Genomic DNA, 24,481 nt, shown 5'->3' on the forward strand with positions numbered 1-24,481 from the left:
AGGAGGCGTCGATGTCCCTCTTCAGCCCTGCCGGTGACGCCCGGCGCACGGCGCGTCGGGCGGACGGCGGACACGACGGCGCCAGCACATTGCCGGCCCAGCTACCGATGACGTACGTGCTGCCGCTGCGCTGGCACAGCGACACCGGCCTGGCCGAGCTGACCGGCTACCTGCGATGGTTGGCAGGCAGAGTCGAGGTGCTCGTGGTCGACGGCTCGGCACCGGACCTCTTCGCCCGGCATGCCGACGCGTGGCGCGGACTGATCCGGCACCTCCCACCCGACCCCGCCGAGCGTGGGCTCAACGGCAAGGTGATCGGCGTACGCACCGGGCTCCGCGCGGCGGGCCACGACCACGTGGTGATCGCCGACGACGACGTCCGGTACGACGAGGCCGCGCTGACCGCCGTGCACCGACTGCTGGATCGGGCCGATCTGGTACGACCCCAGAACTACTTCGACCCGCTGCCCTGGCACGCCTGGTGGGACACCGGCCGGACGCTGCTCAACCGGGCGCTCGGCGCGGACTACCCGGGCACCCTCGCCGTGCGTCGCAACACCTTCCTCGCCATGGGCGGCTACGACCCGGACGTGCTCTTCGAGAACCTGGAGCTGATCCGCACCATGCGCGCGTACGACGGCATCGAGGCCGCGCCGGCCTGGCTGTACGTACGCCGACTACCACCGGACGCCACCCACTTCCGCGGCCAACGTGTCCGCCAGGCGTACGACGATCTGGCCCAGCCGGCCCGCCTGCTGACCGCGCTCGCGGTCCTGCCGGCGCTGGCCGCGGCGATCGCGGCCCGGCGGCCCGCGCTGTTACTCGGCGCGGCGGCCGGCACCGTCGCGCTTGCCGAGCTGGGCCGCCGCCGTGCGGGCGGCACCGCGGTCTTCCCGCCGGCAACGGTGCTGGCGGCTCCCGTCTGGCTGCTGGAGCGCGGTGTGTGCGGCTGGCTCGCGGTGGCCCAGCGGTTCCTGCTCGGCGGCGTCCGCTACGGCGACACCCGAATCCGCCGAGCCGCCCACTCGACCCACACCCTGCACCGCCGCCCCCGACCACACTGAGCACTCTCAGGGGGAAGACGCGACAGCTCGCGGTCACCGGAGTGGCCGCGAGCTGTCGCGATTGCAGTGGGATGGGGTGGGGTCAGGGGCTGACCTGGTGCCGGGCCTCCTGGGCCTGGCCCTTGACGTCCTGCGCCGCCGACTTCGTGTCGTCCTTGACGGCGTGCACGGCGTCCTGAGCGGTGGACTTCACCGACTCGGTGGCGTGCTGAACCGGCTCGCGCAGCTCGTCCTTGAGCTCGCTGGCCACCTCGCCCAGCTTCTCCTTCACCGCACCGCTGTGCTCGCTGACCCGCTCCTTGAGCTGGGTCGCCGCCTGCTGCTCCCGACGGGAGGCCGGGATCAGCGACGAGGCAAGCCAGCCGACGCCGAACGCGATCAGCCCGGCGGCGAGAGGGTTGCCCTGGGACTTCTGCCGGATCACCCGCGGCGCGCTGTGGGCGGCGTCGCTGACAGTGGCCGCCGCCGAGTGCGCGGCGTCGCTGACGCTGGAGGCCGCCGACGAGGCGCGGTCACCCACCGAATGGGCGGCCTGGCCGGTGCCGTGGCCGAGGTCAGACGCGGTTCCCATGACCTTGTCCCTCACATTCTGCAGAGCGGAACGGGCCCGCTGCTTACGGTCGTCGACGATGCGGCTGGGGCTGACCTTGTACGCCAACGCGTCCACATCGGAGCTGAGGCTGTTACGGGTGGCTTCGATCTCCCGGCGGATCTGTTCGGGATCGGTGCTCATCGGGTGACTCCCTCCGGGTGCGGCTTGAGCGCGTCGGGGATCCGCTGCACGCTCTCGTTGGTCTGCTTGAGCCCGCGTACGTGCTGGGCGTTCTTCTTGCCCATGGAGTAGAGGACCGCGGCGATCGCGGCCCAGATGACGGCCACGATCAGCGCCGCCCAGCCGCCGTCCATCACGTTGGACAGCCCGGCCCAGAGGGCCAGCGAGAGGAACAGCGCCACCATGTAGCCGCCGAAGCCGGCACCGCCGAAGAGCCCAGCGGCCTTACCGGCCTTCTTGCCCTCCTGGCGGATCTCAGCCTTGGCCAGCTCGACCTCCTGACGCATCAGCGTCGACAGGTCACTGGTCACCTGGCCCATCAGCTCACCGATGGAGCTGCCCTTGACCTCCGCCGCGGTGTGCGGTGCACCCGCGGTGGGGTGGTACCCGGAGTCCAGGCCGGACCCCTGCGTCGGCATGCTCATGCCGTCGCCTCCCTTCGGATGACTCGGTGGCTCACGGGCGGGTGCTGCCGCTGGACGGCACGCCCGGCAGCGGGTCGGTCTGGCTCACCGGCGGGAGCGGCTGCCCGGTGCCGGAGTGCTCCGGGTAGTCGCCCCGGGTCGGGTCGGCGTAGCCACCGGGTGCCGGGTCGGCGTAGTCACCGGACGCCGGCCCGGTGTGCGTGCCGGGGGTCGGGTCCAGGTAGCCGCCCTGCGGGACGGCGTCCGGCACCGCGCGGGGCGCCGGCGGCGTCGGGATCACGGCCGTCCGCTCCGGGTCGTACGCCCCAGCGCCCCGGTAGGTCGAGGATCCGTTGCCGGAGTCGTCGCCAGCGGCGGAGATGCTGCGGGTCAGCCGGCCGGCCAGCACGCCGAGAACCGCCGCGCCGACCAGGAAGGTGCCCGGGTTGCGCCGTGCGTAGTCGCGTACCTCGGTGAGCAGGTCGCCGGGCTCACGCTCCTCGAGCCAGCCGGCGACGCCGTGTACCCGGTCGGCGGCCTGGCGGGCCAGCTCGCTCACCGGACCGGCCTGGCCACCCTGCTCGGCCATCGAGCGCATCTCGTCGGCCAGCGAACGCAGCCCACCGGCGGCCCGGCGCTGCTGCTCACCGGTCTGGCTGGCGAGCTGGGTGCGGGCCTCGCCGTACAGGTTGCGGGCCTGCCGGGCCGCCTCACGGCCGACCTCGGTGCCCTGCTCCTTGGCGGTCTGGGCGACCGCACCGCCAGCCTGTGCGGCCTCGGATCCGACCTGACGGGCCTGGTCGCGAACGCCACCGCCGTTGGTCGACTCCTGCCCGTACGTGGAAGACGTAGGTGAAAGATCGTAAGACATGATGTCCCTTCCGCTCGGAAAGTCGTCGCGGTTGTGCTGGGGGGATGCGGTTGCGTTGCCGCAGCCGCTGACCATTCACCTACCCTGCGTTTTGGCTTCCATACCTCTTCGTGCATTTCTCTGCGCGGGGGCCGGATGAACTTCAAAATGGAGGATCGTCGGGCTGCGTCACGTCGCCGCTGCGGACAGTGAGGTTCGCGAGGGCTGGCAGATCCACGGAGGGGGCAGCGATGGCACGAGACGCGCGAGGTGGCCGACCGACGGGCCCGCGACCCCGGGTCCAGTTGGCCGCGCTGGTCGTGGCCGGGGTCTTCCTGCTGATCGGTGTCCTCGGCTTCATTCCCGGCATCACCACCGACTACGGCGAGCTGCGGTTCGCCGGGCATCACTCGGAGGCCCGGCTGCTCGGGCTGTTCCAGGTGTCGATCCTGCACAACGCGGTGCACCTGCTGTTCGGCCTGGCCGGCCTGGTGCTGTCCCGCAGCGTCGCCGGCGCCCGGCTCTTCCTGGCCGGCGGCGGCGCGATCTACCTCGTCCTCTGGCTGTACGGCCTGGCGATCGAGGCCGTCGACGCGGAGGGCGGGGCGAACATCCTGCCGGTCAACGACGCCGACAACTGGCTGCACCTCGCGCTCGGCTTGGGGATGATCGCGCTGGGGCTGCTGCTGTCGAACCAGGTGGGCACCGGCGGGCGCCTGGACAATCCCGCCGACCGGCACTGACCTGGCGGTTCGTCGGTGTGGCGGTCGTCACGCACGCCGCGAGCGACGCCGGGCCGGCGACGTCAGAGCGGCGGCGCGGCCGTCAGGCCGCGACCGGCAGCCGCTTGGCGAAACACACGCTGTACGGGTTGCCCACGTACTCGCCGTAGACCGGAATCCGGTCGTAGCCACACGACGTGTACAGCGCGATGGCGGCCGGCAGGTAGGTGCCGGTCTCCAGGCAGACCACCGAGTGCCCCTGCCGGAACGCACATTCCTCCAGCGCGGCCAGCAACTGACGGGCGATCCCCCGCCCCCGGTACGCGGGCCGGACGTACATCCGCTTGACCTCGCCGGTCTCGACATCGATCGACTGGAGTCCTCCGCAGGCGACCGCCCGACCGTTCACCACCACCGCCAGGTAGCGGACGTCGTCATGGGGGACGAAGACCTGCCCGTCCAAGCCGCCATCGGCCTCGCGCAGCTCACGCTGCTGCGCGATGAGAAGGGAGGCGATCTCTGGATCGATGGCAGGCCGGGACTCGATCAGCATCACCCCACGCTAGGACGGGTGGATTTCGCGGAGGTTTCCGGAAATCAACCCGATCACGGAGCGCAACGGACTACTCGGCGTCGTCCTCGTCGTCGATGTCGTCGAACTCGTCGGGGTCGTCGGACGCGTCCGCACCCACCTCGTCCGCCGACCGCACCCGGCGGGCCTTCCGGGCAGCGAGCCGGTCCGCCGCGGAAGCCCGGTTCGACTTCTCCTCCAGGCGGACGTCGGTGCCCCGGTTGCCGGGTACGAAGTCCGCGCCGGCGTAGAGCGTCGGCTGCCAGTCGAACTCGCGTGCACCGATCCGGACCAGGTCACCGGGCTGCGCGCCGGCCTTGGCCAGCTTGTCCTCCACCCCGAGCCGGGCCAGCCGGTCGGCCAGGTAGCCGACCGCCTCGTCGTTGTCGAAGTTGGTCTGCTTGACCCAGCGCTCCGGGCGTACGCCCCGCACGGTGAACGAGCCGTCCGCGTCGGCCGTGATGGTGAAACCGGCGTCGTCCACGGCCATCGGTCGGATCACGATCCGGGTCGGCTCGGCCGGCGGCGCCGCCTTGCGCTCCGCATCGACCAGCTCGGCCATCGCGTACTTCAGCTCCTTGAGCCCTTCCCGGGTGGCCGCTGAGACCTCGAACACCCGGTAGCCGCGCTCCTCCAGGTCGGGGCGCACGATCTCGGCGAGGTCCCGGCCGTCCGGCACGTCGACCTTGTTCACGGCCACCAGCCGTGGGCGATCGGTCAGCCCGCCGTACTGACTCAGCTCGGCCTCGATGGCGTCGATGTCGGCGACCGGATCACGGCCGGGCTCCAGGGTCGCCGAGTCGATGACGTGCACCAGCACCGAGCAGCGCTCGATGTGCCGCAAAAACTCCAGACCCAGCCCCTTGCCAGTGGCCGCGCCCGGGATCAGGCCCGGCACGTCGGCGACGGTGAAGGTGTGGTTGTCCATCCGGACCACACCGAGGTTGGGCACGAGGGTCGTGAACGGGTAGTCGGCGATCTTCGGCTTCGCGGCGGAGATCACCGAGATCAGCGACGACTTACCGGCCGACGGGAAGCCCACCAGGCCCACGTCGGCGACGCTCTTCAGCTCCAGCACGATGTCCAGCTGGTCGCCGGGCTCCCCCAGCTCAGCGAAGCCGGGAGCCTTGCGCTTGGCGTTGGCCAGCGAGGCGTTGCCCCGCCCGCCGCGCCCGCCCCGGGCCACCTCGAAGGTGGTGCCCGCGCCGACCATGTCTGCCAGCACGGTGCCGTCGGTGGTCTGCACCACTGTGCCGTTGGGCACCTTGAGCACCAGGTTGTGGCCGTTGGCCCCGTCCCGGTTCGACCCGGCACCGCCCTTGCCGTTGTCGGCCTTGACGTGCGGGTGGAAGTGGAAGTCGAGCAGCGTGGTCACCTGCGGGTCGACGACCAGCGACACGCTGCCGCCGTGCCCGCCGTTACCGCCGTCCGGCCCGCCGAACGGCTTGAACTTCTCGCGGTGGATCGAGGCACAACCGTGCCCGCCATCGCCGGACTGCAGATGCAGAACGACCCGGTCAACGAACGTTGCCACGGCGTCAATCCTTCCAGCGAGGTCCGACCCCGCACTTCGAAAAAAACTAAGCGGGCCGGGACCCGGAGGTCCGCGGCCCGCTTAGCCCGAGAGCTACTGCTGCGGAACGATGCTGACGGTCTTGCGACCGCGCTTGGTGCCGAACAGGACCGCACCGGCGGACAGCGCGAACAGCGTGTCGTCGCCGCCACGGCCGACCAGGTCACCGGGGTGGAACTTGGTGCCGCGCTGCCGGATGAGGATCTCACCGGCGCTGACAACCTGACCACCGAAGCGCTTCACGCCGAGTCGCTGGGCCGCGGAATCACGACCGTTACGCGAGCTGGACGCACCCTTTTTGTGAGCCATTGGAGGACGACCTACTTCCCGCTGGAGATGCCGGTCACCTTGACCTGGGTCAACGGCTGGCGGTGACCCTGGCGCTTGTGGTAGCCAGTCTTGTTCTTGAACTTGTGGATCCGGATCTTCGGGCCCTTGGTGTGCGCGGCAATTTCGCCGGACACCGCGACCTCGGCAAGCTTTGCCGCATCGGTCACCAGGTCGTCACCGTCGACGAGGAGCACCGCGGTGAGCTTCACCGCGTCACCGGGGGCACCGGTGAGCTTCTCGACCTCGATCACGTCGCCCTCGGCGACCTTGTACTGCTTGCCGCCGGTCTTGACGATCGCGTACATCGGAGGCGGACTCCCTGTCGTTGAGGCTGCTGGCGGTCGTCCCCGCAGCGGCTCGCCGGGTAGCAGTGCACGGCGGCGCGGGCACACGGGAACTCGGCACACCAAAAGTGCGCCGCAGGCAAGAGTACGCCATTGCTGGCCCGGATCTCAAACCGGCCCGCCCTGGTCAGCGCGCGCAGAGCTGGTCGAGGCGCTGCTGGAGCCGGTCGAGCTCGGTCTCGTCGATCGACTCGACGTCGGCGCCGAGCGCGGACACCTCGGTGCCGAGGTCGGTGAGCAGGGTCTTGAGCTGCGGATCGGTGGTCCGCTCCGACTGCTCCCGCAGCTTGGTCCGCCAGCCGGCCAGCGCCGCCTCGGCCCGCCCCCGGGCAGCCTCGGCCGCGCTGCTGTCCCCGGCGCCCACCGCTGCGATCATCTGGCCCAGCTCCGCCACATACGTCCGGACGGCAGTGGCGCTGGCCTGCTGGGCGTCGGCGCAGACCTGCGTGGCGTTGCCGCCCGCCACACCACCACTGGCCGGCATACCGGTCGGCCCGGGGGACATGCCACCGGCCGCCGGGCCGGAGCCCTCTGCGGTCACGCCGGTCGGACCCGGACCCACACCCTCGGGCCGGTCGGTGGAGCAGCCGGCCACACCGGCGAGCACGGTGACCAGCGCGGTGACGGCGAGCAGACGACGCATCTTCTTCTCCTGACCCGGGACGGCCGATCCTGGACCGGATGGCCGGAACGGCGAGGTCCCTCCCCCGTCACTTTGCCGGGGAAGGGACCTCATCAAACACTTGGCCGGTCAGGCGGTCAGGGGCGCGTCCGCCTACGGGCGCCGCCCCGGCGCGACCGGCGACGGCCGGCGCCACCCTCGGTGGTCTCTTCGTCGCCTTCACCGTCGGCGAGCGCGTCCGGATCGTCCGCCGCGGCCAGCCGAGCCGACTCTCCCTGCTGGCTGTCGGAGATCGCCGGCCCGGCGGCGGTGTCCGACTCGTAGCGGGACAGGTCGTAACCCATGGTGTCCTGGTAGTCGGCGTTCGGTTCGACACTGGTGTCGGTGTCGGTGTCGACAACCTCGACCACGGCCCGCTCGGCCGGGGCGTTCTTGCGCGCCCGGCGGCGCGACGACGCGGTGCCCTGCTCGGCGGCGGGAGCGGCGGCCACCGACGAGGCGACCGCCTTGACCTTCTCCCCCGCACCGGCAGGACGCGGCTTCTCCGGCACCGGCTCGGTGTGCATGATGACGCCTCGACCCTTGCAGCACTCGCAGGTCTCGCTGAACGCCTCCAGCAGGCCCGCGCCGATCCGCTTTCGGGTCATCTGCACCAGACCGAGCGAGGTGATCTCGGTGACCTGGTGCTTGGTGCGGTCCCGGCCCAGGCACTCGGTGAGGCGGCGCAGCACCAGCTCACGGTTCGACTCCAGCACCATGTCGATGAAGTCGATCACCACGATGCCGCCGATGTCGCGTAGCCGGAGCTGACGGACGATCTCCTCCGCCGCCTCCAGGTTGTTGCGGGTGACGGTCTCCTCAAGGTTGCCGCCGGAGCCGGTGTACTTGCCGGTGTTGACGTCGACGACCGTCATCGCCTCGGTCCGGTCGATCACCAGCGAGCCACCGGAGGGCAGGAAGACCTTGCGGTCCAGGCCCTTGATGATCTGCTCGTCGATCCGGTACTCGGCGAAGACGTCGCTCGTGCCGACGTGCCGGCGCACCCGGTCGACCAGATCCGGGGAGACGTGCGACAGGTACGACTCGACCATGTCGTACGACTGCTCGCCCTCGATCACCAGCTCGCGGAAGTCCTCGTTGAACAGGTCCCGGACCACCCGGATGACCAGGTCAGGCTCCCCGTAGAGCAGCACCGGAGAGCCGCCCTCGGCGGCCTTGGCCTGGATGTCCTCCCACTGCGCCTGGAGACGCTTGACGTCGCGGGCCAGCTCGTCCTCGGTGGCGCCCTCGGCAGCCGTACGGACGATCACGCCCGCGCCGTCCGGGACCAGCTTCTTGAGCACGTCCCGCAGCCGCTTGCGCTCGTTGTCCGGCAGCTTCCGGCTGATCCCGGAGGCGTTGCCGTTGGGCACGTAGACCAGGTGCCGGCCGGAGAGCGCGACATGGCTGGTCAGCCGAGCGCCCTTGTGCCCGATCGGGTCCTTGGTGACCTGGACCAGCACCGAGTCGCCGGAGCGCAGCGCCTGCTCGATCGAGCGGGCCCGCCCTTCCAGGCCGGAGGTGTCCCAGTTGACCTCACCGGCGTACAGCACCGCGTTGCGGCCCCGGCCGACGTCGACGAACGCCGCCTCCATGCTCGGCAGCACGTTCTGCACCTTGCCCAGGTACACGTTGCCGGCCATCGTGCCGGAGGAGTTGCGGGTGACGTAGTGCTCGACCAGCACGCCGTCCTCCAGGACGGCGATCTGGGTGCGGTCACCGCGCTGGCGGACCGCCATCACGCGGTCGACCGCCTCCCGGCGTGCCAGGAACTCCGACTCGCTGAGGATGGGCGGCCGGGTACGCCGCTGCTCCCGGCCGTCCCGGCGACGCTGGCGCTTGGCCTCCAGCCGGGTCGAGCCGGACACGCCCTGCACCTCGTCGACGGTCCGACGCGGCTCGCGGATCTTCACCACGGTCGGTACGCCGTCGTCGGCGGCACTCTCCGTGTCGCCGGCACCGCGGCGACGACGACGACGGCGACGACGGGTCAGGCCGTCTCCGCCCTCGACCTCCTCGTCCTCGTCACCCTCGGCCTCGACCTCGGCGGTCTCTTCCTCATCGGCCTGCGCCGCCTCGTCGGACTCCTCGTCCTCGGCGTCGTCGGCCCCACCCTTGCCCCGGCCCCGGCCGCGACGGCCACGCCGGCGGCGGCGGCGCGCGGCGGCGCTGTCCTCGTCGTCCTCATCCGCCTCGGAAGCCTCGTCGGCCTCGTCGATCGGCTCTTCTTCAGCCTCGATCGCCTCGATCGGCTCCACCGGCTCGACCTCGCGGCGACCACGCCGGCGGCGGCGGGACGGCTCGGCGGCTTCCTCGACGGCCGGCTCCTCGGCAACCGGCGCGGGCTCCACCGGTCGGGTCACCGGCACCGCGTCCGGCTGGGGCGCCATGAACAGCACGGTGGGCGCGGAGAGCGCGGCACGCCGTCGACGGGTACGCGGCTGCTCCGGCTCGACCTCGGCCGGCTCGTTCGGCTCATCTGTCACACCGGAAACGGCCACACCCGGTGACACCTCACCGGAGCGCTCCTGCGGGCCACTGGTCCAGGCCAGCTCGGCAGCGGTCGCGCTCGGGATGGCCGCCGTGTCGTTCAACTCGGCCTCGGCCTCGCGCAGGTCGGACTCCGCCGCCTCCTCGTCGACGACCGGCTCCTCGACCGCGGGCACCTCTTCGGCGGCGGCCGGCTGCTCGGTGGCGGGCGGCTCCTCGACGGCAGCGGGTGTGGCCTTCTTGCGCCGGGTACGGGTCACCTTGACCGGCGGAACCACCTCGGCCGAGGCGGCCTCCGCGGAGGCCGCGACAAGCGGTTCCTCGGCGGTCGTCTCGACGGCGGTGGCCTTGCGGCGGCGCCGGGGGGTCTTCGGGGCGACGTCCAGGTCGCCGGAGACCGGAGCGAAGACCTCCGCCTGCGGCGACTCGGCACTGCCGGCCCCGCCGGTGGACGCCTCGATCGGCGCGTCGGTCTGCTCGGGCTTGTTGAGCGGGGCGGCCCGACGCCGGGTCGTCCGGGTGCGCCGCACGGGCGCGGCAGGCTCGGCGCTCTCCGCGCCGGCTGGTTCCACCGAGGCCGAACCAACGGCCGTGGTGGGGGGCGCGACGGTTGCGCCGTCGGCCGTGGTGCTCTGGTCGGCGGTCTCGCTGGCCGGCTGTGAACCGGTCCGTTCGCCGCCCTCGGGCTCGTTCTCGAGCATGGACGTTCTCCAGTTCTGGCTAGCCCGGGCGCGGGTGAGCGCTGCCACGCAGGGTCGCCGCAAAAGTGTTTCCGCCGGGCGCGCGTGGTGCGCGACCGCCGAAGTCTGCCTGCCAGAACACCGACCGTCGGTCAGTGCCCAACGATGGCTGCCCCGTCGCGGTCCGCATCCAACGGATCCACGATCGCACCCTGCGCGGTCAACGTGCCCTGAGCCAGCCGGGTCACCCTCGGCGAAACCGGCGGCTCCAGGTCGGCCACCACGCGGAGGCCGGAAAGGACGTCATCGGGCCGTACGGACGGGGTGACCTGCCGCACGACCAGTTCGAGTATCGCACACGGTACGGCCGGCGCCCCGGAAGGCGTCGGCGTTGGCGCGAGGACATCGATGGACATCACGGCAGCGCGGGCGTCGAACGTGCGTCGGCCCTGCTTGGTCATCCGCTCGACCAGCACCTCCTCGGCCGCGACGAACGCGTCCACCGCGGCGCGCAGCACCGCCGTCTCGACCTCGGGCAACTCGATGTGCCAGAGCGACGCCTCGATCCGGTCCGGGAGGTTGCCCCCCTCGGCGATCACGGCGTCCAAGACGTCCAGCCCCGGAGAGAGCGCGGCGTCCAACGCGGCGCGCAGCGCCTCCGGGTCGACCGCCGTCTGAAGGCCGATCTCCAGGTACTCCGCCTCACTTGCCACCCCGGTGGGCGCGGCGCTGGCGTAGGAGATCTTCGGGTGCGGGTGGAAGCCCTGGGAGTAGGCGATCGGCACAGCGGCCCGGCGTAGGGCGCGCTCGAACGCCCGGGCGAAGTCCCGGTGCGAGGTGAACCGCAGCGGCCCACGCTTGGCGTACCGGATGCGGACGCGCTGGACGACCGGTGCCTGGCCGCCCTCGGGTTGAGGCTTTCTGGCGATCGTGGGCTCCTCGGGTGGACCTGCGTGTCCGCCCATCCTGGCGCAGGGCTCGTGACGGTACGCGACCGGGGCGGTCGAATCGCCCGGCAGACCGGTTCAAATCGGTCGGCAGGGCCATGACCACCCGCCGGAAAGGCCGATGGCCGGCCAGTGACACGGAGGTCACCGGCCGGCCACCACGATCAGGACCGGTCACCGCTCCCTGGGCGGGGCGGGCGGCGCTCCGCCAGGTGGGCCGTACCCGGGGGGCGGGGCGTACCCCGGCGGTGGCCCGTACCCGGAGGGCGGGGCGTACCCGGTTGGCGGCGGCGGGTAGCCGGGCGGCGGGGCGTAACCCGCGCCCGGCGACGGGTACGCGCCGGGGGACATCTGGTCGAGCAGTTCGTCCGGTACGTCAGCAGCCGCCCGGGCCGCCTCACGCCGGTACCGACGGCGGTTCCAGACGAGGAACACCACCAGCCCCAGCAGCAGCACCAGCACCACGGCGACACCGATGACCACCACCATGACCTGCTGGTCGCTGGGGCCGCCGCGGTCGCCATGCTGGGTGACGTCGAACTCCTCGTCCGCACCCCCGGTGCGGGCGGGGCCCGGGTCGGTCGCCGCGGCCGGATCGAGCAGCGGATTGGCGGTGACCGGCGGCACGTTCGCGGTCAGCGCGGCCACCGGGTCGATCACACCGAAGCCGTACTGCGGGTCCCGCCCGGATGGGCCGGCATCCCGGGACGTCCGGATGATCCGGTTGATCACGTTGGGAGCGTCGAGGTCCGGGTACTTCGCCCGGATCAACGCGGCGAGACCGGAGACGATCGCGGTGGAGTCGGAGGTGCCGTCGCCCCAGCCGTAACCCTGCTCGTTGGCGACGTTGTAGATGCCGTCGCCCGGAGCGGCGACCACCGCCTCCGGCCCCTGGACGGAGCCGGACCAGAACCTGCCGCCCCGAGTCGTCCCGGTCACTGCGATCACGCCCGGAGTGTTGGCAGGGCTGTCCACAACCTTGCTGCCCTTGGCGGTGTTGCCGGCCGCCGCGACCACCACTACGTCATGGTCCAAGGCGTACTTGATCGCGCTCTCCTCGGCAGGACTGGCCAGACCCGGACCACCAAAGGACATGTTGATCACCTTGGCGCCGCCGTCGACGGCCATCCGGATGCCGAGGGCCACCGCCGCGTCACTGTTGGTCCCGGTGCCCTTGCGCAACTTGATGGGCAGGATCTTCGCGCCGGGAGCGACGCCGTCCACACCGTCGCGGCTGGCGTTCGTCGCCGCGATGATGCCGGCCATGTGCGTGCCGTGCCCGTCCTCGTCGGCCCGGCCGTCTCCGGAGGCGCCGTAGCTGCGGTCACCGGGCAGCACCTGACCCCGCAGGTCCGAATGGGTGGCCTCGACGCCACTGTCGAGTAAGCCCACGACAACGCCACGCCCGGTCGAGATCTTGTGGGCCTGGTCGATCCGGAGCTCGTCCAGATACCACTGCTCGGCCCGCCGAGGCGCGGCGGCCGCCGGTTGGGCGGCCCCCACCACCAGGAACCCCGCCAGCAGGCAGGCGACTACCGGCCGAAGCGTTCCGACGTTCACCCTCATCCGTCCGTCCTCATCGAAGGATGCCCGGAGACGCCCCGTCACCGGGGCCCCACGGATCGTCGTCCTCAGTCAACCACGACGAGTGCTCGGAGCCGGTGCTGCCGCCCTGCCCGGCGCCACCCGCGCCGCCCATGCCGCCGCCCATCATCCCAGCGCCGCCGACTCCGGCACCGCCACGCGCGCCGCCCGCCATTCCGGCGCCACCGCCTGCGGCGGTGCGCAACGCATTGGCCGCGCTCGTCATCGGCGGCACCTTTCCGTTGCCGCCGCCCACCATGCCGGGGATGCCACCCACGCCGACCCCGGCGCCTGCGCCCAGGCCACCGCCTGCGCCGATCCCCCGGCCGCGCCAACGCCGGGGCCGCCCCCGAAACCACCGCCGGCGCCACCGAGACCGGCGCTACCGACTCCGCCGCCACCGATGCCACCGCCCAAGCCGCCGACGCCGCTCGGGGTAGCGCCAGCCAGACCGCTGGTGTAGCCCTCGTCGCCATCCGGGTAGCCCGGGTATCCCGAACCGGTCGGCGGGGTCGTGAGCTGGCCGGAGCCGCCGGGCGGTGACCCTTCGCCAAACTGACTGGAGGAGGGCGGGGAGAACGGGTCGACGGTGGACGTGGGACCGCCCGTTTCGCCGAGGCTCGGTGGTCTGCTGCCGATCGTGGGGCCACCACCGATGTCGGGCTTCCCGTCGAATCCCCCGCCATCACCAATGTCGGGCCGACCCGTAGGCGGAATCCGGGGGTCACGACGAATGTCGTCAGTGTCGCTTCGTCCATCCGGCGCGACCACGGTCAGCTTGGGACGCTCGGTATACACCGCCTGGGGCAGCGGCGCCATCGCCGTGTTCGCGGCCTGCTGGTTGTCCCGGTACCAGTTGTCCAGGTGGGACTTGGTGTCCCACCAGCCGCCCCGCTTGTCGTCGCCGGCCTGGCCGTCGACCTTCATGGTCGCTTCCAGGTCGTCGGCCTTGTCCCGGAACGCGCCGTCGGCGTACGAGGCGGGGTTGCTCTGGTAGTCCTGCCGCAGCGCGGCGAGGAACCCCGACGAACTCTCACCGTCGCGGGCATCGTCGAGCTCGGTGCCGTTGGGCAGGCTCCACTCGTTGAAGCCGAAGTCGTCCATCAGCGGGATCGGGATCGTGGAGACCGACTTGCGGATGTCGCCCTCGATCCGCGTCAACGCGCCACTGACGTTGGTCGCGTCGGTGATCAGATCCTCGATCTGCTTGCCGATCGTGCCCAGGTGCTCGCGGTACGCGTCGCCACCGCTGCCCTTCCAACCGGCGAGCATCCCGGGCAGGCCGCCGACGTGCGGGCGTTCCTGGCCCGTCGCGATCGGGCCGACGAACGATCGACCGACGAGCGCGTCCCGCAGTTGTTGCAGGCCGCTGGACAGATTGCTCCAGCCCGCTCCGACCGATCCGACCGTTTCCGGGTCCGCGGAGAGCGTCACCTCGCGGACGCACCGCTCCCAGGTTCCTCCAGCCATGACATCCCCCTCAGGCCGTGTACGGGTAGGTGGGTGCGCCGCTGGCAGTGGGCGGCGGCGCCGCCGATTCCAGCAGCCGCTCGATCTCCTTGCCGTTGGCGCCGTTACGCGCCTCGGTGTCGCGGAACGCCTTGGCGATCTCCTCGGTGCCCTCCTTGAGCGCGGTGAGCTTCTGGGAGAGCGTCGCGAGATGGGCCTCCATGTTGGCCGTGGACGTGGTCAGGGCCGCCCACTGCATGCGGGCGTCCTCGTAGGCGCCGAAGGGGGTGCCGTTCGGAACGGTCTGGGCGTTGTTGCTGTCGCCCTTCATCCGCTCCTTGATTCGTTCCATCTCGTAGCTGATCGTGTCGTCGACGTACTGCTTCAGCCGCTCGACGTACGCCGCGGCGGCGTCCAGATCCTCGACGCTGACGTGCAGATCGCCGGTGTTCGGCGGCGGGATGCTCCCCATGCGCTTCCTCCCCCGTTCCCGACCCGCCGGGTCGGTCCATGTCAGACGCAGCGTATCGAGTCTGACCTAGTCGGGGCAGCCCCAGCCACCACCATGCGGTACAGATGGCGGCCGATATCGGAAAGGCCCGGTGCGGGCGACAGCGCGGCGAAGCCCTAAAACGCCAACGGGCCCGCGGGACGCGGACCCGTTGGGCGACATGTCGGATGTGGAGGGTGGTGGGGCACCGTCACCGGCGCTGCCCGGAGGCAGCCCGGTCAGGGGTGCGAGTGGCCCGACGGAACCTTCATGCCATTGCCGGCCAGTGGGGTGAGCGGCAGCAGCTTCTTGCCGGTGGGGCCGATCTGGATCTCGGTGTCCATCGAGGGGCAGACGCCGCAGTCGAAGCAGGGCGTCCACCGGCAGTCGTCCTGCTCGAACTCGGTGACCGAGTCCTGCCAGTCCTGCCAGAGCCAGTCCTTGTCCAGGCCCGAGTCGAGGTGGTCCCAGGGCAGGACCTCCAACTCGTCGCGCTGACGGGTGGTGTACCAGTCGAGGTCCACCCCGAACGCGGGCAGCGTCTCGGCCGCCGCGTCCACCCAGCGCTGGTACGAGAAGTGCTCGCTCCACCCGTCGAACCGGCCGCCGTTCTCCCACACCTTGCGGATCACCGAACCGACCCGGCGGTCACCCCGGGAGAGCAGGCCCTCGATCAGCGACGGCTCGCCATCGTGGTAGCGGTAGCCGATGGCCCGGCCCAGCGAACGGTCGGAGTTGATCGCCTGCTTGAGGATCCTGAGTCGGTGGTCGATGACCTCCGGACGTTCCATGGCGGCCCACTGGAACGGGGTGTGCGGCTTCGGCACGAACCCGCCGATGGAGACCGTGCAGCGGATGTCCTTCGAGCCGGTGGCGGCCCGACCGGCCTTGATCACCTCGTGCGCCATGTCGGCGATCTCGAGGACGTCCTCGTCGGTCTCGGTGGGCAGGCCGCACATGAAGTAGAGCTTCACCTGCCGCCAGCCGTTGCTGTACGCGGTGACGACGGTGCGGATCAGGTCTTCCTTCGACACCATCTTGTTGATGACCTTGCGGATCCGTTCCGACCCGCCCTCGGGGGCGAAGGTCAGGCCGGTGCGCCGCCCGTTGCGGGACAGCTCCTGCGCGAGGTCGATGTTGAAGGCGTCCACCCGGGTCGACGGCAGCGACAGCGAGACGTTGGTGCCCTCGTACTGCTGGGCGAGGCCCGAGCACATGTCACCGATCTCGGAGTGGTCCGCCGAGGAGAGCGACAGCAGGCCCACCTCGGAGAAGCCGGAGAACTCCAGGCCCTCGCGGACCATCTGCCCGACCGTGGTGATCGACCGCTCCCGCACCGGCCGGGTGATCATGCCCGCCTGGCAGAACCGGCAGCCCCGGGTGCAGCCCCGGAAGATCTCCACCGCGTACCGCTCGTGCACCGTCTCGGCGAGCGGGACGAGGGGCTTCTTCGGGTACGGCCAGGCGTCCAGGTCCATGGTCGTGCGCTTGTGCACCCGGAACGGCACGTCCGCCCGGTTCGGCACGACCCGCTGGATCCGCCCGTCCGGCAGGTAGTCGACGTCGTAGAACCGCGGCACGTAGACGCTCTCGGTGCGGGCCAGCCGCAGCAGCAGCTCGTCGCGGCCGCCCGGGGAGCCCTCGGCCTTCCACTCCCGGACGATCGCGGTGATCTCCAGGACCGCTTCCTCGCCGTCGCCGAGCACTGCGGCGTCGATGAAGTCGGCGATCGGCTCCGGGTTGAACGCGGCGTGCCCGCCGGCCAGGATCACCGGGTCGGCGTCGGTGCGGTCGGCGGCCAGCATCGGGATGCCGGCCAGGTCGATCGCGGTGAGCATGTTGGTGTAACCCAGCTCGGTGGAGAAGGAGATGCCGAACACGTCGAAGTTACGGACCGCGCGGTGCGCGTCGACGGTGAACTGCGGCACGCCGTGCGTGCGCATCAGGGTCTCCAGGTCCGGCCAGACCGCGTACGTCCGTTCGGCGAGGGTGTCGGGCAGCTCGTTGAGCACCTCGTAGAGGATCTGCACGCCCTGGTTGGGCAGCCCCACCTCGTACGCGTCGGGATACATCAGCGCCCAGCGCACGGTCGCCGCGTCCCAGTCCTTGGTTACCGCGCCCAGCTCGCCCCCGACGTACTGGATGGGCTTGGAGACCTGGGGCAGCAGCGGCTCAAGCTGGGACCAGACCGACGGCTCCAGGTCGCGGCGCGGCGTCAGACCCGCCGAGCTGGAGTCGTCGCGAGAGTTGGTCGCGGCCGCGCGCGGCGTCGTGGACGGGGCAGTCATGATGCCCAAGGGTACGCGCCCACCCGGCGGTGACCGCGCGCACGCCCAATCGGCGGTGGTGGCGGCGCGGTACTAGCCTCGGACCGGCGCGAGAGGAGATTGCCGCGATGCCCGAGCCTCAGCCGGGAGCACAGCCGGCCGACGGGAGCACCCCGGGCGCGGAGCCGGACCGGGATCCGGCGGCCGCCGACGAGCCGACCTCCCCACCCGTACCGCCGGACCAGCCGGAACCCACGGCGCAGCCCACGGCTCCGGACCAACCGGAGCCGTCGGACCGGCCCGAGCCCGCCACCGCGCAGGCCCCCACGCCCAGGTGGAGCGGTTCGGCCCCGGTGCCGCCTCCGCCGCCGCGCCGACCCGCCTGGGGCGAGTCGGCCGAGCCGACCCCGCCACCGCCCGTGCCCGTCGGCCCGCCGGAGCACCAGACCCCGGTCGACCCGTGGGCCGGCGTGGACACCGGCGGCTGGGACCTGCCATCCGCCGAGCTACCACCGCTGCCCTCGACGATGCACTACCCGGCACCGCCGGCGACCCGGCAGTGGCCTGCCCCGCCCGCTCCCCCGGTCGGGCCGCACCCGGTGTCTCCGCCGGCTGCCCCGAGACCACCACAGGCCGCCGGGCCCGCGATGCCGGCCCGGCCGATGTCGCCGCCCGCGCCGCCGCCGACAGCACCACCGACGAAGATGCCGAAGCAGCGCCGGGGCCGGCGATCCGCCCCGCCACCGCTAGCGCCGCCATCGACGCCGCCGCCGGGCTGGCAGGCCCCCAAGGGGTACGTGCCGGTGCCGGTCCGCCGACGGCGCCGCTGGCCCTGGCTGCTGCTACTCACCCTGGCCTGCTGCTGCGGCTGCCCCGCCTACTACGGGTTCCCGATCTCGGCCCAGTACCCGGTGCAGGTGGCACTGCCCGCGCAGGTGAACGACCTGAGCCTGCGTCAGGACAAGCGCAGCGAGGCCGCCGCCCGGCAGTTGGAGGGCGAGGTACGCCAGGAGCACTGGCTGGCCGAGGACACCTTCGCCGGCGTCTACTCCACCTCCGCGGGCAAGCAGGTGACGGTCTTCGGTGGCACCGGATTCCGGCTGAGCCCGGAGTCGGACGCGGAGGCCGAGATCAGCCGGCTCACCGAGCGCTACGCGCTGGAAGCCGCCGAGAGTGTGGACACCGGTGTGCGGGGCAGACACGAGCGCTGCGCGGTGGGTCGACTCGACGGCAGCGACGTGGTGGTCTGCACCTCGGTCGACCACGGCAGCATCGCGACCGGCGTGTTCACCCGCCTCTCCGTCGCCGACAGCGCCACCCTGCTGAACACCCTGCGCAGCGAGATCGTCCAACCCAAGGCCTAACCCCAACCCCCAACCCCAACCCCCGACCGACGTCGATCAAGAGGTTTCGGTCAGTTCCAGCCCCGCCGATGACGCAAACTTCTTGATCACCGCGGGTGGGAACGGGGGTGGGGGTGGGGTGCGGTGGGGTGGGTGGGGGTCAGGCTTCGCGGGTTGGGTCTGGGTGGGCGCGCGGCGGGGCGTAGCGGGGTACGTACTCCTGGCCGGTGAGCTTCTGGATCTCGCTCATCAGCTCGTCGGTCATCTGCCGCAGAGAGGCGCGGTCGTCCGGCCGGCCGCTGAAGTCCAGTGGCTTGCCGAAGCGAACGGTGATCTTGGCAGTGCCGGGGCGGGGCACCCGGGCACCGATCGGCTGCGCCTTGTCCGTGCCGATCATGCCGACCGGAATGATCGGCACGCTGGCGGAGATCGCCAGCCGGGCAGCTCCGGTACGCCCCCGGTACAGCTTGCCGTCCGGCGAGCGAGTGCCCTCCGGGTAGACCACCACCAGGTCGCCGCCCTTCAGCGCCGGGATGGCCGCGTCGAACGCGGACAGCGCGGCCCGGCCGCCGGCCCGCTCGACCGGGATGGCGCCGAGACCAGTGAGGACGAACTTGGAGATCGCACCCTTCACACCGGTGCCCTTGAAATACTCCGACTTCGCCCAGAACGCCAGATGCCGGGGCACGACCGTGCCGAGGAACAGCTCGTCGGCCACCGAGAGATGGTTGCCGGCGAAGATCGCACCGCCGATCTCCGGCACGTGTTCCAGCCCCTCCACGGTCGGGCGGAACGCCAACCGCAGCGTGGGCGCCACGGTGAGCTTGCCGATGGTGTAGAGCAGGGGCACTGGTCCTCCGGCAGATGAGGTGCGAACAGGCGGTGTCACGGTAGCGGACGCCTCCACACCTCCCGGACTGAGGTGGGAAGGCGTCCGCTACCTGACGATGGTCCCTACACCCGGCGGACGGTGACCGTCACCCGCTCACCCTCGCCGACCTCCCCGGCGAAGCCGTCGAGGCCCTCGGCGAAGTCCACCGAGTCGGCCAGCACCTCCCCGGAGACGAAGTCGACGTACGCGGCCACTGCGGCACGCACCTCGTCGGAGGCCGACACCGACACCACGATCCGGTCCGAGACGTCCAGATCGGCGTCCCGTCGGGCCTGCTGCACCACCCGCACCACATCGCGGGCCAGCCCTTCGGCGGCCAGCTCCGGGGTGACCTCGGTGTCCAGCACCACCACGCCCTCACCGCCGGGCAGTGGCGCGGAGTGCTCGGCGTCGGCGGCGACCAGGCGCAGCTCGTACTCGCCCTCGGCCAGGGTGACGCCAGCGGCCACCGGGGCGCCGTCGACCAGCTCCCACTCGCCCGCCTTGACCGCCTTGATCACCTGCTGGACCTGCTTGCCGACCCGCGGGCCGAGCGCCCGGGGCACCACGGTCAGGACCTGCTCGCAGTACGCGGACAGCTCGGCGCTGAACTCCACCGCCTTCACGTTGACCTCGTCGGTGACCAGGTCGGCGAACGGTCGCAGCTGCTCCGCCGCCGGTGAGGCCACGGTCAGCTTGGACAGCGGCAGCCGTACCCGCAGCCCCTTGGCCTTGCGCAGCGACAGGGCCGCCGAGGCGACCGCCCGGGTGGCGTCCATCGCGGCGACCAGGTCATGGTCGGCCGGGAACTCGCTCGCCTCCGGCCAGTCGGTCAGGTGCACCGAACGCTCCCCGGTCAGCCCGCGCCAGATCTCCTCCGCGGTCAGCGGCGCGAGCGGCGCCACCACCCGGCAGAGCGTCTCCAGCACCGTCCAGAGCGTGTCGAAGGCGTTCGCGTCACCGGACCAGAACCGGTCCCGGGACCGACGCACGTACCAGTTGGTCAGCGCGTCCAGGTAGGACCGGACGGTGGCGCAGGCGCCGGAGATGTCGTACGCGTCCATCTGTGCGCCGACCGTCGACACCAGTTCGTTCGTCTTCGCCAGCACGTACCGGTCGAGCAGATGGGTGGAGTCGGTGCGTCGCCGCGCCTGGTGCCCGTCCGCGTTGGCGTAGAGCGTGAAGAAGTACCAGACGTTCCACAGCGGCAGCAGCACCTGCCGGACGGCGTCGCGGATGCCCGCCTCGGTCACCGCCATGTCGCCGCCGCGCAGCACCGGCGAGGACATCAGCATCCAGCGCATCGCGTCCGAGCCGTACGCGTCGAAGACGTGGTAGACGTCCGGGTAGTTGCGCAGGCTCTTGGACATCTTGCGCCCGTCCGAGCCGAGCAGGATGCCGTGGCTGAGGCAGTTGCGGAACGCCGGCCGGTCGAACAGCGCGGTGGCCAGCACGTGCATGGTGTAGAACCAGCCGCGGGTCTGCCCGATGTACTCGACGATGAAGTCACCCGGGTAGTGGTGCTCGAACCAGTCCGCGTTCTCGAACGGGTAGTGCACCTGGGCGAACGGCATCGACCCGGACTCGAACCAGCAGTCCAGCACCTCCGGCACCCGGCGCATCATCGACTGACCGGTCGGGTCGTCCGGGTTGGGGCGGACCAGGTCGTCCACCGCCGGCCGGTGCAGGTCGGTCAGGCGTACGCCGAAGTCCCGCTCGATCTCGGCGAGCGAGCCGTAGACGTCCAACCGGGGGTAGTTCGGGTCGTCGGACTTCCACGCCGGGATCGGCGAGCCCCAGAACCGGTTCCGGCTGATCGACCAGTCCCGGGCGTTGGCCAGCCACTTGCCGAACGAGCCGTCCTTGATGTGCCCCGGCGTCCAGTTGATCTCCTGGTTCAGCTCGACCATCCGGTCCCGGAACGTGGTCACCGCGACGAACCACGACGACACCGCCTTGTAGACCAGCGGGGTGTCGCAGCGCCAGCAGTGCGGGTACGAGTGGGTGTAGGTGTCCTGCTTGAGGACCACCCCCCGCTCCTTCAGCTCCCGGATCACCGGCTTGTTGACGTCGAAGACCTGCTCACCCTGGTACGGCGGGACCAACGCGGTGAACCGGGTGTGGTCGTCGACCGTGACGATGGTGGGGATGCCGGCGGCGTTGCAGACGTTCTGGTCGTCCTCGCCGAACGCCGGGGCCAGGTGCACGATCCCGGTGCCGTCCTCGGTGGTGACGAACTCCGCGCCGAGCACCTGGTACGCGTTCTCCCCGGCCTGCTCGACGAGGAAGTCGTACAGCGGGGTGTAGCGGCGCCCGACCAGGTCACGGCCGTACACCGTGCCGACCTGCTCGTAACCGTCCAGTTCCTTGGCGTACGCGGCCAGCCGCGCGGCACCCACGACGTAGCGCTGGCCGTCGCGTTCCAGCACCGCGTACTCGATGTCCGGGCCGACGGCGAGCGCCAGGTTCGACGGCAGGGTCCACGGCGTGGTGGTCCAGACGCCCAGCTTGACCGGCCCGCGCACCAACTCCGGGGCGGACTCGTCGGCGGTCAGCCCGAACCACACCGACAGCGTCGGGTCGTGCCGGTCCCGGTAGACGTCGTCCATCCGGGTCTCGGTGTTCGACAGCGGCGTCTCGCAGCGCCAGCAGTACGCCAGCACCCGGAAGCCCTCGTAGATCAGACCCTTGTCGTGCAGGGTCTTGAAGGCCCACATGACGCTTTCCATGTAGTCCAGGTCGAGGGTCTTGTAGTCGTTGGCGAAGTCGACCCAGCGGGCCTGCCGGTTGATGTACCGCTCCCAGTCCTGGGTGAACTCCAGCACGGAGGCACGGCAGGCCTCGTTGAACCGGGCCACGCCCAGATCGATGATCTCCGCCTTGCTGGTGATGCCGAGTTGCTTCTCGGCCACCACCTCGGCGGGCAGGCCGTGACAGTCCCAGCCGAAGCGCCGCTCGACGTGCCGACCGCGCATGGTCTGGTAGCGCGGCACCACGTCCTTGACGTAGCCGGTGAAGAGGTGGCCGTAGTGCGGCAGGCCATTCGCGAACGGCGGGCCGTCGTAGAAGACGTACTCGTTCTTGCCGTCGTCGCCGGCCGGACGGGCCTCGACGCTGGCCTCGAAGGTCTTGTCGGCCGTCCAGTGCTCCAGCACCCGGCGCTCGACCGCGGGCAGGTCCGGGCTCGCCGGGACACCGGCGGCAGTCGGGTCGTGCAGTGGATAGGCCATCGGGGGTCGCTCTCCTCGCGCAGCTCACTCAACAGTGGGTCTGCGAGGACGAACCTTCCGGGTACGCCTCAGACGGCGCTCCCGGGTGGTCCGCGGTACCACCCCGCTTGGCGGTCAGGATCGACCGCCCGCTCATTGCCGGCTGTGACGGGCCGCACCCGTCCGGTTCTACTGGGCCGGTTGCCCGGCTGTTCTTCCGGAGGCTCACCGGTGATGGCCGGGTCATCGCCTTACGGTGCTCAACGATACAAGACCACCCCACCACCCCGCCCCCGAGTAATCCCACCCACCCCGGCCCGCACCCCGGCCTCACCCCACCCCGACCCGGTTGATCATGAAGTTGTTGCCCGCCGCAGCGGCGTGTCGTGACAACAGCTTCATGATCAACGCAGGAAGGGCGGGGTTAGGGGGGCGGGCGGGAGGGTGGTGGACCAGAGGGAGGCGCCGTCGCGGTTGACCCCGTCGGTCTACCGGCCGGAGATTGCCGCGATCGGCGGTCCGGGTGACGCGGGTCGGAACGCCGGTTGTCCGGACGGGACGGGGTGCGGTCGGCGCGGCTTGACCCCGGTGGCGCGCTCGCGCAAACTTCGCCGGTGCGTTCGCTGCGATACGACGAATTCCAGGCCATGCGCCGATTCCCCGCGCTGGACGGGCTGCGGGCTCTGGCCGCTGTCATGGTCATCGCCTTCCACTACGGCGGCCCGTCCTGGAAGTGGCTGACCGGCTGGATCGGCGTACACCTGTTCTTCGTGCTCTCCGGCTTCCTGATCACGACGTTGCTGCTGCGCGAGGAGCACCGCTACGGCAAGGTCTCGCTGCGCGCGTTCTACCTGCGGCGGTTCTTCCGGATCATGCCGGTCTACCTGGTGGTGCTATTCCTGTACTGGGGGCTGGCCCGGATCAACGGCACCGCCGAATCGGTCGAGCGGGGAATGAAGTACTACCTGCTCTTCCTCAATGAACTTCTGGCGCCGGACGCACCGTTCCTGCACTCCTGGACGATCGGCATCGAGCAGAAGTTCTACCTGTTCTGGCCGGCCATCGCCTTCGTGGCGGTCGCCGCCGTCTTCCGCCGCCGCCTGGTGCTGACGCTCTGCCTGCTCGTAGTTCTCATCGCACTGATCCCGCCGGACATCGCCTGGCTGAACTGGCCGATCCACTACGTGGCGATCCTGCTCGGCTGCCTGGCGGCGATCATCATGCACAACCCCCGAGGCTTCGCCCTGATCCGGCCGCTGACCCACCCGGTGACCGCCACCGTCGTCATCCTGGCGTTCGTCGTGGTCCAGGTGTGCGTGCAGTTCTGGCCCACCCGCCTCGGTCAGGAGGCGTTGATCGGCAGCTACGCCGCGGCGACAGCGGTGCTGCTGCCGGCCCTGCTCTCCCGCAGCGTGCTCGCCCGCGGGCTGGGGTTGCGACCACTGGTCTTCGTCGGCGAACGCTCGTACTCGTTGTATCTGATCCAGGCGATCGCCGCGCGGGCGGCGGCCGGAATGATGCCCGCGATCGCGGGCCGCAACACCGCCTTCTTCGTAGCGACGACGGTGGTGGCGCTGCTCTTCGCCGACCTGATGTACCGGTGGATCGAAGTGCCCCTGATCGAGGTGGGCCGGCGGCTGGCCGCCCGGGTGACCCGGCGCGGTCCGCACGGCAGCGACAGCACCGGTCAGCCCGGTACGACAGGTGACGTCGCTGAGACTCGCACGGCCGCGCTGATCCCCCGTCAACGTGAGGTGCTGGCGGACACCGTCCCGGCGCCGCGCGGCTGACCTCGTCCCGGTCCGCCCCGACGGCATGAGCGGGCTCACACCCGCCGGCTGTCACGGCGCACCCCGGCCG

At 71.1% G+C, this 24,481-nt stretch carries 21 protein-coding genes; 4 read left to right on the forward strand and 17 right to left on the reverse strand.

The features are described 5' to 3' along the window. The first annotated feature begins 11 nt into the window (after positions 1-11). Positions 12-1,064, forward strand: coding sequence for a glycosyltransferase (locus tag PCA76_RS25975; protein WP_272613050.1), 1,053 nt, complete (start codon positions 12-14; stop codon positions 1,062-1,064). 82 nt (positions 1,065-1,146) lie between these two features. Here the strand turns inward: PCA76_RS25975 and PCA76_RS25980 are convergent, their stop codons facing one another. From PCA76_RS25980 to PCA76_RS25990, 3 genes are read right to left on the reverse strand one after another with little or no spacing between them, the layout of a single operon-like run. Continuing rightward, a complete protein-coding gene (locus PCA76_RS25980; RefSeq protein WP_272613051.1) occupies positions 1,147-1,797 on the reverse strand; it encodes a DUF3618 domain-containing protein in 651 nt (216 codons plus the stop codon). Continuing rightward, the gene (locus PCA76_RS25985) at positions 1,794-2,261 is read right to left on the reverse strand and encodes a phage holin family protein (RefSeq protein WP_272613052.1); all 468 of its coding nucleotides are present in this window, start codon (positions 2,259-2,261) and stop codon (positions 1,794-1,796) included. The genes PCA76_RS25980 and PCA76_RS25985 overlap by 4 nt, the downstream gene beginning before the upstream one ends. 31 nt (positions 2,262-2,292) lie before the next feature. Further along, positions 2,293-3,111 (reverse strand): hypothetical protein, encoded by an 819-nt coding sequence (locus tag PCA76_RS25990; protein WP_272613053.1) that lies wholly within the window; start codon positions 3,109-3,111, stop codon positions 2,293-2,295. Between the two features lie 230 nt (positions 3,112-3,341). On the opposite strand from PCA76_RS25990, the gene PCA76_RS25995 reads away from it, so the two are divergent. Further along, positions 3,342-3,833, forward strand: coding sequence for a DUF4383 domain-containing protein (locus tag PCA76_RS25995; protein WP_272613054.1), 492 nt, complete (start codon positions 3,342-3,344; stop codon positions 3,831-3,833). A gap of 82 nt (positions 3,834-3,915) precedes the next feature. Here the strand turns inward: PCA76_RS25995 and PCA76_RS26000 are convergent, their stop codons facing one another. The 12 genes from PCA76_RS26000 to PCA76_RS26055 form a co-directional block, all read right to left on the reverse strand. Beyond that, the gene (locus PCA76_RS26000; RefSeq protein ID WP_272613055.1) at positions 3,916-4,365 is read right to left on the reverse strand and encodes a GNAT family N-acetyltransferase; all 450 of its coding nucleotides are present in this window, start codon (positions 4,363-4,365) and stop codon (positions 3,916-3,918) included. Between the two features lie 70 nt (positions 4,366-4,435). Next, entirely contained in the window at positions 4,436-5,917 is a 1,482-nt protein-coding gene (gene obgE / locus PCA76_RS26005; RefSeq protein ID WP_272613056.1) for a GTPase ObgE, read from the reverse strand. Positions 5,918-6,010: 93 nt separating this feature from the next. After that, positions 6,011-6,265, reverse strand: coding sequence for a 50S ribosomal protein L27 (gene rpmA / locus PCA76_RS26010; RefSeq protein WP_074313740.1), 255 nt, complete (start codon positions 6,263-6,265; stop codon positions 6,011-6,013). A gap of 11 nt (positions 6,266-6,276) precedes the next feature. Continuing rightward, the gene (rplU, locus tag PCA76_RS26015) at positions 6,277-6,591 is read right to left on the reverse strand and encodes a 50S ribosomal protein L21 (RefSeq protein ID WP_007464063.1); all 315 of its coding nucleotides are present in this window, start codon (positions 6,589-6,591) and stop codon (positions 6,277-6,279) included. A gap of 166 nt (positions 6,592-6,757) precedes the next feature. Beyond that, positions 6,758-7,273 carry a hypothetical protein gene (locus PCA76_RS26020; RefSeq protein ID WP_272613058.1) on the reverse strand — a complete coding sequence of 172 codons (516 nt, stop codon included), beginning with the start codon at positions 7,271-7,273 and terminating at the stop codon, positions 6,758-6,760. Positions 7,274-7,389: 116 nt separating this feature from the next. Further along, positions 7,390-10,482: an Rne/Rng family ribonuclease gene (locus PCA76_RS26025; protein ID WP_272613059.1), complete on the reverse strand. Its 3,093-nt coding sequence runs from the start codon at positions 10,480-10,482 to the stop codon at positions 7,390-7,392. 131 nt (positions 10,483-10,613) lie between these two features. Beyond that, complete coding sequence (locus tag PCA76_RS26030) at positions 10,614-11,426, reverse strand: TIGR03936 family radical SAM-associated protein (RefSeq protein WP_272613061.1); 813 nt, start codon at positions 11,424-11,426, stop codon at positions 10,614-10,616. A gap of 156 nt (positions 11,427-11,582) precedes the next feature. After that, the gene (mycP, locus tag PCA76_RS26035; protein ID WP_272613063.1) at positions 11,583-12,974 is read right to left on the reverse strand and encodes a type VII secretion-associated serine protease mycosin; all 1,392 of its coding nucleotides are present in this window, start codon (positions 12,972-12,974) and stop codon (positions 11,583-11,585) included. A 10-nt stretch (positions 12,975-12,984) separates the two neighbouring features. Further along, the gene (locus tag PCA76_RS26040; protein ID WP_272613064.1) at positions 12,985-13,218 is read right to left on the reverse strand and encodes a hypothetical protein; all 234 of its coding nucleotides are present in this window, start codon (positions 13,216-13,218) and stop codon (positions 12,985-12,987) included. Next, positions 13,215-14,462, reverse strand: coding sequence for a hypothetical protein (locus tag PCA76_RS26045; RefSeq protein WP_272613065.1), 1,248 nt, complete (start codon positions 14,460-14,462; stop codon positions 13,215-13,217). The genes PCA76_RS26040 and PCA76_RS26045 overlap by 4 nt, the downstream gene beginning before the upstream one ends. A 10-nt stretch (positions 14,463-14,472) precedes the next feature. Next, positions 14,473-14,913, reverse strand: a complete 441-nt coding sequence (locus PCA76_RS26050) for a hypothetical protein (protein ID WP_272613066.1) — start codon at positions 14,911-14,913, stop codon at positions 14,473-14,475. A gap of 257 nt (positions 14,914-15,170) precedes the next feature. Next, the gene (locus PCA76_RS26055) at positions 15,171-17,219 is read right to left on the reverse strand and encodes a TIGR03960 family B12-binding radical SAM protein (RefSeq protein ID WP_272613067.1); all 2,049 of its coding nucleotides are present in this window, start codon (positions 17,217-17,219) and stop codon (positions 15,171-15,173) included. A gap of 107 nt (positions 17,220-17,326) precedes the next feature. Here PCA76_RS26055 and PCA76_RS26060 point away from each other — a divergent pair, with 107 nt between their 5' ends. Further along, a complete protein-coding gene (locus PCA76_RS26060) occupies positions 17,327-18,562 on the forward strand; it encodes a hypothetical protein (RefSeq protein ID WP_272613068.1) in 1,236 nt (411 codons plus the stop codon). 139 nt (positions 18,563-18,701) lie between these two features. On the opposite strand, the gene PCA76_RS26065 is transcribed toward PCA76_RS26060, so the two are convergent. Next, on the reverse strand, positions 18,702-19,391 hold the full coding sequence (locus PCA76_RS26065) for a lysophospholipid acyltransferase family protein (RefSeq protein ID WP_272613069.1): 690 nt from the start codon (positions 19,389-19,391) through the stop codon (positions 18,702-18,704). Positions 19,392-19,495: 104 nt separating this feature from the next. After that, on the reverse strand, positions 19,496-22,642 hold the full coding sequence (gene ileS / locus PCA76_RS26070) for an isoleucine--tRNA ligase (protein WP_272613070.1): 3,147 nt from the start codon (positions 22,640-22,642) through the stop codon (positions 19,496-19,498). Between the two features lie 593 nt (positions 22,643-23,235). Here ileS and PCA76_RS26075 point away from each other — a divergent pair. After that, positions 23,236-24,411 (forward strand): acyltransferase family protein, encoded by a 1,176-nt coding sequence (locus tag PCA76_RS26075; protein ID WP_272613071.1) that lies wholly within the window; start codon positions 23,236-23,238, stop codon positions 24,409-24,411. The last annotated feature ends 70 nt before the right edge of the window (positions 24,412-24,481 follow it).

This window comes from Micromonospora sp. LH3U1, assembly GCF_028475105.1.
Lineage (GTDB): Bacteria > Actinomycetota > Actinomycetes > Mycobacteriales > Micromonosporaceae > Micromonospora.